Origin of the sequence: Ureibacillus yapensis, from assembly GCF_003515775.1 — a bacterium.
Classification (GTDB): Bacteria; Bacillota; Bacilli; order Bacillales_A; family Planococcaceae; genus Ureibacillus; species Ureibacillus yapensis.
Genome location: NZ_QWEI01000017.1, coordinates 23025 through 32223, shown reverse-complemented (window position 1 = coordinate 32223; position 9199 = coordinate 23025). Strand labels below are relative to the sequence as shown.

Below are 9199 nucleotides of genomic sequence, written 5' to 3'. Positions count from 1 at the left end.
TTTCTGCATCTTCTTCAGCCGGTGCGTCCGTTTCTTCTGTCACTTCTTCAATTGTTTCATCTATATTATCGTCACTTTGATTAGTATCATCTAGATCATCATCTGTAGGCACTACTGTATCTTGAGCTACCATGCTAACGATTTGCCCGTGTTCAGGAGATCCTGCCGTAGCTTTTGCAATGGCAGATACTTTTTGACCATGGTTTTTCGCATTTTTCGCTTTTTCAATAGCTTTCGAACTAACTCCCATTTGTTGAAGCTTTTGTTCAACTTCTGGACTAAGTCCCTTTTTATCAAGCTCTTCTGCAGAAGTTGGTGCACCAGCTGCTAAAAAGGCTGCTGCTACCATAGATGTTGACATCACTAATGGTGCTACTTTCTTTGAAAAGTTTTTAGTTACTTTATTGGAATCCATTTGTTTTTTGTTCATTACTCGATCTCTCCTAGTACGTATTTTTTCTACTGATAGGTCGGATTTCTTATTCATTAATTGATCTCTCCTAATTCGTATATTTTTCTACTTGATAGGATGGATTTTCATAGATTCCGCTATTAACTATTCCACCTCCTATGAGCCTGCGCAAATCCTGATTAAGGGTAATACTTTAATTTTCCGGCAGCACCATCATCTGCCTGTCTTGAATATACACAAGTAATGTTACCGTTTTATGTTACTCCGTTTAAGAAAAATGACGCTTCCCTTACGTTTTACCGTATTTTTGAAATAAGTGAAATTTTTATATAAACACCCAATAGAAACTATTTTTCGAAAATGATTGCGCTTTCATCACTGTTGCTTTGAGTTTTCCATTATGCTTCCACTCCATAGATTTTTGATAAAAAACGCCCATTTTCCCTTTACAAATAATAATGAGAGGTGATAATTATTAAAACAGTATAAAGATTATTAATAGATTTTATATTCAAACAATTGTTAACTTGCTTGCAGTTATTAAAGAAAACAACTTCCCGGAAAGTCTTGCCAGTTCTGTCTTCTTACTCATTTTCAAAAAACAGACTACTATACTTTGGCGTCTTTTTATTGGTTAAATACTATTACGAGTAAGTAATGTTATTGTAGCAATACAGTGTTTTTTGAAATAAAGATAGATTTCAGCTGCAGGCATCATAATTACAGACCATATAAAACAAGTTCTTTCTTGCTGCTAATATGCTTATGTATAATCAATTAGTCGCTGGTTTTATTTTCTGCCATCTCATTTAATAAAAAATCCTCTATTCAATCAAGGAGAAGTATATGAACCAAAATAAAGACAACACAGAAGTGATTCTTTTTTCCGATCCATTCCAACACTTAGTGCATCCCTTTTACAATAAAAGAATCGTGTTTACAGGAGCCCTTTCCACTATGACACGTTCAGAAGCTACGAAAAAAGTGAGAGTTTTTGGGGGAATACTGCAAGGCGCTGTTACAAAGGAGACCGATTTTGTTATTCTTGGAAAGAATCATCGCGGCAAAAGTTCGAAGCAATTAAAGGCTGAGCAGTTAATAAACCTTGGTGTGGATATACAAATTATGCCGGAAGATGATTTTCTTTGGGTTTTATCTATGCCAAAAAATAATGTAACGTCAACTTCAAATGAGAGTTGTTAAAAAGACTAGTTTTCTCAGCATCCATTTGAGAAACTAGTCTTTTCACATTGTCTACATTAAATCGCCCGATGGATGCAATAAAAATTAAATACTTCCTTGAACTATTTCTATTCTTATCGGTTTAGAGTTTAAGGGTATTTTAAATTCCTGAAGACTTTCTATATGATTAAAATAATCCTCGAGATCATCGTAGTCCATTGACCATTCTGATACCTCCAAGTTTTTTAGTTCATCTGTTGGTTCAAATAAGCAACCGCAGTGCAGTTGTTCAATGTGTGAATAATTATTTTCTTCATATATTGTAAATTGGCGAACAAATTCAAAATGAAACAGATTCTCTCCATTATAATCGTAAACACCACATTGAAATAAAATTTCTTTATTTTCTTCCCCTTCAACTGTTTCTCTACAAAAAGCTTTAAAGGTTTCCCAAACATTATTTATATCATCGCTATCTTCACTAATTAGATTTCTAAGGTAACTTTCAGCATTCCTAACCGTAAGCATTGCAACACCTCCAATCTTATTATGTAATCATTCTTTATAAACTAAACTGTCCTTTACGATAGAAATGTGCCTGATTAATATAAGCTACTAGCAGGAAAATACCGAAAAAATTACCGGAACTCCACATTTATACCAGATCCGTTGGAGAAAATCTCATAAATTAGATAGTGTTAAGGAGGTGAAGACTATGGGATACAACAATGATTACAGTAATGTTGGCGGAACTTATGACCGCAAAAACAATGAGTTCGCTTTGATTGTTGTACTGTTCATCCTATTGATTATCGTAGGTACTGCTTTCATGAAGAATTGGTACTAATTTAATCTTGGCCGCCGCAAACAAGATTCCCCCCACAATTCTTCTCCATTTCCGAACAAAAAGCGCTCTGATTGAGCGCTTTTTCGCTGAATAGGAATTTTCAGCTTATTATGGAACAACAATTAGCTCTGTTTTTTGTAGCCATTTGTCTATTGCTTTGATAGGGTAATAATTCTTTTTCCCAATCTTTATATGGGGAATTTCACTTGTAAAACTGTTATCGCCATTGGGTATTTCCGTTAACTTTTGAACTTCTTCAGGACTTATACCTAAATAATTGGCCACCTCTGATTTTGTCATCAACTGATGTTGAACCTCTTTATCATTATCTTTTTCCTCACCACTTAAACTATCCGAAATTAACCAACATCCTATAACAAAGCAGACTGCAAAAATACAAATCGATAATGCAATCAAGTTATTTTTCATTGCTCCGCCCCTAAATTTATTCTGGTATTTCAAAAAGAGCACTAATCCTTTTTGGATTACTGCCCCTGTAGGTCATACTTATGTTATTCACTGATTTCGCAAACGATTATATCGAACAATTTCCCATCAATATAAAGCAATATTGCCCATTCTCCTGCTTTTGGAATGTTCACGCTTGATGGTACGTGTGCATCTGCTCCATTATTTTTTCCTCCAAGCTCAATCGTCCAGCCTGTTGTTAGGATTCTATGGACCGTTCCAGTTTCTCTGTGAAAAGCAATGACCGTTAGATTGTTTGGATTTTCAATGCCCCATAAGTGCCACATCCACTTTTGGTTGATGTTGATGCTTGGCATATCAGCACCAATCACACCTGATTTATTTTCATTGCCGATCATATTGCCATTGAACCTTACAGCTTTTTTATCCCAATCAACCTTTTTCAAATCACTTTCTTTAACGAAACTTGGCATCTCTTCAGGTAAAGTTACCTTACTTTCTTCCGTTTTATTTGAAGAACAGCCCAACATCATAAAAAGCATACAAGAGATAATAAGTCCTAGAGTTTTCAGCTTCAAAAAAATCCCCCTCTAACCATTTTTGTACGCCAACGTTCAATGAACCTCTCCATCGTTTCATTATATTCAACAAAAAAACGTTAATCCCTTGTTTGATCAACGCCTTAAGCTGAACAGGAAAAGTAAGCACTTGTTCAAAGTGAATTAGAAATTTATTAAAATGTTATTTCCCAAAACTCTCGATCTTCTAAAACCAGGTCATACGGCGTTTTTATTTCACTCCAATGCACCTTTCTTGTTGTTAAAATTTCCAAATCTTCTTTACCGCTGAGGGAAGTGAAATACTCTACAACTCCACTGGATTGAAAGGCTTTTTCTAAATAAGAATAGAGTATATTCAAGCACTTTTCTTCTTCGGGCGTTCCCTTTAATCTATACTTAAAAGGGATATGATTAACATAAACTGCTACTTGGTGAACGAATGAGAAATGGGGGCTATATGAAATTTTTTGTTTAAGTTTGCTATCATAATTATTTTCAAAATAAAGATGTACAAAGTCTAATTCACTGTTAAAGACATTGGGTTTTTCTGAAGAGACCGGATTTGCACCGAATGAACCTTGAAGCAGCTTCATTGGTGAAGCAATATATATATATTGAGTCATATTTTTTACTCCTTTTGAGAATCTAATCAACAGTTTAAAGTAACTACCCCTGTAAACATATATGATTACTTGTTAAATATCCTCTCTTTTTATCACATTAAATCATTTCCATTTCGACTTTAAGGATTCTCTTTCCTTTTTTGCAGCACCAATGAATTTCCAAACACCATTATTAATTTGTTGAATTTTCCTTTTTGCAAACTCTTTGCGATAAATATATTGATGTGTTTTTTAGAGGAGAGATTTTCGGAGAAAATTCCGTTGCATGTTTAATATTATTGAAAAAAGAAAACACGAAATTGTTCATGAAGAAGGACGCTCTTTCCATTCTAAAGAGCGTCCGATTGTGAATTACAATTAATTTATTGTTTCATAAAATCTATGATTTCTTCCTCTGGCATCGATGAATCGCATTTCACGTTTACGGTGTTGCCTTTTGTATAGATGAAACCGGGAACCGTTGGAATGTCGTATTCCTCGCGTAAGGCTCCAATACCTTCCAGATCAGATTCTTCCACACTATTGACATAATAGATATGAGTTTCGGTTTCATCAGCAACTTTCTTTAACTTTGGGACGAATTTTTGGCAATACGGGCATACAGCCTTGCCAATATAAATCACGGCTTCGCCTTCCCCTTTCACCAATTCCTGTGCTTTTGCAGAATCAATTTTTTCAAAACTAGCTACAGTTTCTTCATAAGATGCAGTCATGACTCCGTCTCCTTTCTCTAATGTGAATATTTACGGTGTATAAATACCCTAAAAAGTGATAGGTCGAACCTTATTTTATGAACTCCGCCCTCTAATTTATCGATTCCTGGTTTTGGACTTCAGGGAATAAATAATGCAAAACATGCATAGTCAAACGTCGAGATTCCCCTTTATACGGGTAAATATGCATATACATTGATGGATTAAAGTTTGCTTCAATAATTCCATAAGCGTTTTGATTAGCTGCAGGAACTTCGGTATTTTCAATAATCAAATCGATTCCGCAAATTTTAACTCCAAGGGCCGATACCGCATCCACTGCTATTTTTTTATAATCATCCGGAATTTGATCGGTTACGTCAATCGAATCTCCACCTGTACTTATATTGGAGTTTTCACGCAAATAGACGATTTCACCTTTCGCTGGAATTGAATCCTTGTGATAGCTTTGACCTTTAAGCATCAGGTTCTCCAATTCGCCTAATTGCATGCTTTCCAAAGGCGTTCTATGGTTTCTTCCTCTTAACGGATCACGATTCTTTTGAATGACCAGCTCTTCAATTGTCTGTTTGCCGTCACCTTCAACATTTGCCGGTATTCGCAATAAAACAGCATAGACCCTATCATTCAACACAAAAAATCGATATTCTGTTCCTTTAATGAATTCTTCGATCAAAATAGAGGAGTCTTCGTTAAATGCCAGTGTGATGGCTTTTTGGTAATCTTCTAAATTGGCGCCTTCTTTGAAAATCGATATTCCCAACCCATAGTTGGTTGTTTTAGGCTTCACAACAAAAGATTTGGCGGAAAATAAATCATAGGAACGCAGTGCATGTTCAATTGTCTGGAATTCCTCACCTTTTGGCACGCGGAATCCATGTTGCTGAAGTATCTTCTTTGTTACTGTTTTATTTTCCATAATTAATGTGGATACATAGCTATCTTTGCTTGTCATATTACCATTCTTCACATACTCAATGTGATCATTTAATTGGAGCTTCAAAAACTGATCTTGCCGATCCAAAATTTCCAATCGGATTCCTTGCTGGATTGCATCAAACATTAAAATCTGAGTGGACAACTCCATGTCAGTAAATCCCGATAATTGATATGGCTGCTCCCATGCTTTTTGATAATTTTCTGTAGCAATAGAAGTAGCCACTTCGCGTTGACTGCTTTTTTCACTCTCTTTATAAAGTCTTCCAGCCAAAGTCTTGCTTGGGTCATTTAGCATTTCTCGCAAATGAATAAATAACGTATTTGAAGTCGGCAAATCCATTATTTCTGCTAATTGTTCCATCTCATCAATTATATTCCTGGCTTCCGTTTCAAATTGTGTGGGTTCCAATGGATGCTCAAGAGCTACAAGATTATTGTAGAAGTCCCCCGTATTTACCCATTCATCGCAATTTTCCCCTTCATCTTTCCATAGTAGATAAATCAAGAAAAGATGGAGAAACTCCGCTTGTTCATAACCAATTCCATACGTTTCAAAAGGATTTAAATCAATATTGCGCAATTCGATATAAAGAATACCGTTAGCTTCCAAATCTGATGAATCATGACACCCGCTTCTTAAGCGGACAGGCGAATAAAACTCTTTTTCTTCTGATAAAATTCCTTTTTGAACCATCGAAGAAAGACTCGCTATATAATCCTCCAGACTGCTGTAAGATACTTGAACATCATCAGGATTGACATATCCATATTTACTGCATCTAATACTTCTGACTGCCTTATTCAAAGATTCTTCTTCAAAGAAGTTCTCTTCACTGCTAGGGGAAGCTCCAAAAAGATACGTGATGAACCATCGATGATGCAAATAGTTTCTGGTTACTTTTAAATAGACTTCGTTTTTAAACTGACGGTAATCTTTTATCTCCGATTGCAGGTTAAATAATGCGTGGATTAACTCAGGGCCGAATTCAAAGTTGAAATGAATACCACAAATCATTTGTTTGCGCCGCCCATAAGAATTAGCCAAGGATTGGCGATATTGAACATTTTGGGCATTTTTCAATTTCGCAATCACAATCTCTTGTTCTTTTTCCGGCAGCTGTGGCGGCATACTCAATGGCCAAAGCATTTCATTTTTATCCATGGAACGGTAAGCAACATCATGAATCGCTGCCAGGTAATTGAACAGCTCCCGGAGCGTCTCCGCAACAGGTGTAACCAATTCCATCTGAGTTTCCGAAAAATCTCGCTGAATATACGGATGATCATCTGCCATAACAATACTTTTTGGATGATCTGTTTTAGCTAAATTTCCGGATAAGTCAACTCGTTGACTTTCTTTTTCAATTCCATAATGAGCTTTTAACAAATACGGTTTTACACCGTCATCGAACAGCATTTTTTTAAAATCCATCTTCACTATCCCCCTTTTTTAGATAAAAATATCCACATCTCATTGGCAATGTGGATATTTTTATTTTTATTTCGATTCTATAAAAAATGAACTATCTTAAATACTTCATATGGAAAGCAAAATGGTCATCCAAGAAAGAAGCTATAAAGAAATAGCTGTGATCATAACCTTCCATCTTCTTGTAATTTATTTCTTGTTTATTTTTCCGCGCATTTTCCAGGAAAAGTGTTTCTTCCAATTGCTTCGGATAAAAATCATCTTGAGTTCCCTGCATAATGAGAACAGGTGGAACGTTCGCTGCTTTGACCAGTTCTGAAGCATCCCATTCTTTCCAGGAAGTTTGATCTTCCCCTAAATAAGTGGTGAAAGCCTTTATTCCCCATGGAACCTGACTCGGACTTAAAATAGGAGAAAAAGCAGAAATCGCTTTGAATCTCGCCGGATTTTTCATGCCGATCACCAAAGCGCCATGGCCGCCCATGGAGTGGCCCATTATGCTTTCTTCTCCGGAGAAATTGGGTACTAAAGTTGACGCAATCGCTGTTAATTCATCAATGATATACGTGTACATGTTGTAATGCTTTGCCCATGGATTTTGTGTGGCATTTAAATAAAAACCCGCACCTTGTCCAAGATCCCATGCTTCATCATCAGCAACTTGTTCTCCACGCGGCGAGGTATCCGGAATAAAGACTGCCGCTTGATATTTTTCAGCCAATCTTTGGAATCCGCTTTTTTGACTAAAATTATCATCTGTACAAGTTAGACCAGATAACCACCAAATGAGAGGGATTTTTTTCCCTTCTTTGTTTGATGGCAAGTAGATGCTAAATGTCATATCACATTGCAAGACTTCCGAATAGTGGCTGTACTTGCATTGTTCTCCGCCAAAAGAGCGATGTTTTTCAATAAGTTTAAGGCTCATTTCCTCACTCTCCATATGTTAAAATCGTTCGGATGGACTCTCCTTTATGAAGCAATTCAAACGCTTCATTGATGTCAGTAAAGTTTAAGTGGTGTGTGATATAGATATCCAAATCGATTTCGCCATTCATATAATCTTCTACCATTCCAGGCAATTGAGTTCTTCCTTTTACTCCACCAAAGGCTGATCCACGCCATACTCGACCTGTTACCAATTGGAATGGACGTGTGTGAATCTCTTTTCCTGCGCCAGCTACACCGATAATCGTGCTTTCACCCCAGCCTTTATGGCAACATTCAAGAGCAGCCTTCATTACTTCAACATTTCCGATACACTCGAAGCTATAATCGACTCCCCCATCCGTCATTTCAATAATGACATCCTGGATTGGTTTATCGAATTTGGAAGGATTGATAAAATCGGTTGCGCCCATTTTTTTGGCTAACTCAAACTTATCTTCATTTAAATCGATTGCAATAATTCGGCTTGCTTTTGCTTGAACCAACCCTTGTATAACGGCTAATCCAATCGCTCCAAGTCCAAATACGGCTGTCACAGCCCCTTCTTCCACTTTTGCTGTATTGTGCACAGCACCAATACCTGTCGTTACACCGCATCCAAATAGGCAAACTTTATCAAGCGGAGCTTCCGGGTTGATTTTTGCCAAGGAGATTTCAGGAACGACTGTATATTCACTAAATGTACTTGTTCCCATGTAATGATAAATCGGTTCTCCATTATAGGAGAATCGAGTAGTTCCATCAGGCATTAAACCTTTACCTTGCGTTTCTCGTACGGCACTGCATAAATTTGTTTTGCCTGAACGACAGAATTTACACTCTCCACATTCCGCCGTATACAGCGGAATCACATGGTCTCCCGGTTTCACCGAAGTTACTCCCTCCCCCACAGCAACGACAACGCCAGCACCTTCGTGGCCCAGTACTGCAGGAAATACGCCTTCCGGGTCATCACCTGATAACGTAAAAGCATCTGTATGACAGACGGATGTATACAGTATTTTCACTAATACCTCTTTTGCTTTTGGTTCCGCTACATCAATTTCCACAATTTGAAGTGGTTCCCCAGGCTTAAATGCCACAGCTGCTCTACTTTTCAAAATGAATCCCTTCTTTC

Annotated in this window: 11 protein-coding genes; 2 read left to right on the top strand and 9 right to left on the bottom strand. The window is 37.0% G+C overall.

Going from position 1 to position 9199, the window contains the following annotated elements; genetic code table 11:
• A partial coding sequence (locus tag D1B33_RS17985; RefSeq protein ID WP_147370430.1) for a hypothetical protein occupies positions 1-430 on the bottom strand: 430 nt, incomplete at its 3' end.
• A gap of 828 nt (positions 431-1258) precedes the next feature.
• Here D1B33_RS17985 and D1B33_RS17980 point away from each other — a divergent pair.
• Complete coding sequence (locus D1B33_RS17980; protein ID WP_118877786.1) at positions 1259-1615, top strand: BRCT domain-containing protein; 357 nt, start codon at positions 1259-1261, stop codon at positions 1613-1615.
• An 84-nt stretch (positions 1616-1699) separates the two neighbouring features.
• Here the strand turns inward: D1B33_RS17980 and D1B33_RS17975 are convergent, their stop codons facing one another.
• The gene (locus D1B33_RS17975) at positions 1700-2122 is read right to left on the bottom strand and encodes a hypothetical protein (RefSeq protein WP_118877785.1); all 423 of its coding nucleotides are present in this window, start codon (positions 2120-2122) and stop codon (positions 1700-1702) included.
• A 187-nt stretch (positions 2123-2309) separates the two neighbouring features.
• Here D1B33_RS17975 and D1B33_RS17970 point away from each other — a divergent pair, with 187 nt between their 5' ends.
• Entirely contained in the window at positions 2310-2441 is a 132-nt protein-coding gene (locus D1B33_RS17970; protein WP_118877784.1) for a YjcZ family sporulation protein, read from the top strand.
• A 108-nt stretch (positions 2442-2549) separates the two neighbouring features.
• Here D1B33_RS17970 and D1B33_RS17965 read toward each other — a convergent pair whose 3' ends face one another.
• The 7 genes from D1B33_RS17965 to D1B33_RS17935 form a co-directional block, all read right to left on the bottom strand.
• The gene (locus tag D1B33_RS17965; protein WP_118877783.1) at positions 2550-2870 is read right to left on the bottom strand and encodes a helix-turn-helix domain-containing protein; all 321 of its coding nucleotides are present in this window, start codon (positions 2868-2870) and stop codon (positions 2550-2552) included.
• Between the two features lie 83 nt (positions 2871-2953).
• Positions 2954-3448: a hypothetical protein gene (locus D1B33_RS17960; protein ID WP_325049499.1), complete on the bottom strand. Its 495-nt coding sequence runs from the start codon at positions 3446-3448 to the stop codon at positions 2954-2956.
• 155 nt (positions 3449-3603) lie between these two features.
• A complete protein-coding gene (locus D1B33_RS17955; protein ID WP_118877782.1) occupies positions 3604-4053 on the bottom strand; it encodes a hypothetical protein in 450 nt (149 codons plus the stop codon).
• A gap of 362 nt (positions 4054-4415) precedes the next feature.
• Positions 4416-4766, bottom strand: a complete 351-nt coding sequence (locus D1B33_RS17950; protein WP_118877781.1) for a DUF6568 family protein — start codon at positions 4764-4766, stop codon at positions 4416-4418.
• A gap of 91 nt (positions 4767-4857) precedes the next feature.
• Positions 4858-7137 (bottom strand): bifunctional glutamate--cysteine ligase GshA/glutathione synthetase GshB, encoded by a 2280-nt coding sequence (gene gshAB / locus D1B33_RS17945; RefSeq protein WP_118877780.1) that lies wholly within the window; start codon positions 7135-7137, stop codon positions 4858-4860.
• Between the two features lie 91 nt (positions 7138-7228).
• The gene (gene fghA / locus D1B33_RS17940) at positions 7229-8062 is read right to left on the bottom strand and encodes an S-formylglutathione hydrolase (RefSeq protein ID WP_118877779.1); all 834 of its coding nucleotides are present in this window, start codon (positions 8060-8062) and stop codon (positions 7229-7231) included.
• Positions 8063-8066: 4 nt separating this feature from the next.
• Entirely contained in the window at positions 8067-9182 is a 1116-nt protein-coding gene (locus D1B33_RS17935) for an S-(hydroxymethyl)glutathione dehydrogenase/class III alcohol dehydrogenase (protein ID WP_118877778.1), read from the bottom strand.
• Positions 9183-9199: the final 17 nt, after the last annotated feature.

Excerpts from the sequence above, each read along its gene's own strand:
- D1B33_RS17965 (WP_118877783.1), bottom strand. The coding sequence starts at position 2,870 with ATGAAAAATAACTTGATTGCATTATCGATTTGTATTTTTGCAGTCTGC.
- fghA (WP_118877779.1), bottom strand. The coding sequence starts at position 8,062 with ATGAGCCTTAAACTTATTGAAAAACATCGCTCTTTTGGCGGAGAACAA.
- D1B33_RS17970 (WP_118877784.1), top strand. The coding sequence starts at position 2,310 with ATGGGATACAACAATGATTACAGTAATGTTGGCGGAACTTATGACCGC.
- D1B33_RS17980 (WP_118877786.1), top strand. The coding sequence starts at position 1,259 with ATGAACCAAAATAAAGACAACACAGAAGTGATTCTTTTTTCCGATCCA.
- gshAB (WP_118877780.1), bottom strand. The coding sequence starts at position 7,137 with ATGGATTTTAAAAAAATGCTGTTCGATGACGGTGTAAAACCGTATTTG.
- D1B33_RS17955 (WP_118877782.1), bottom strand. The coding sequence starts at position 4,053 with ATGACTCAATATATATATATTGCTTCACCAATGAAGCTGCTTCAAGGT.
- D1B33_RS17950 (WP_118877781.1), bottom strand. The coding sequence starts at position 4,766 with ATGACTGCATCTTATGAAGAAACTGTAGCTAGTTTTGAAAAAATTGAT.
- D1B33_RS17975 (WP_118877785.1), bottom strand. The coding sequence starts at position 2,122 with ATGCTTACGGTTAGGAATGCTGAAAGTTACCTTAGAAATCTAATTAGT.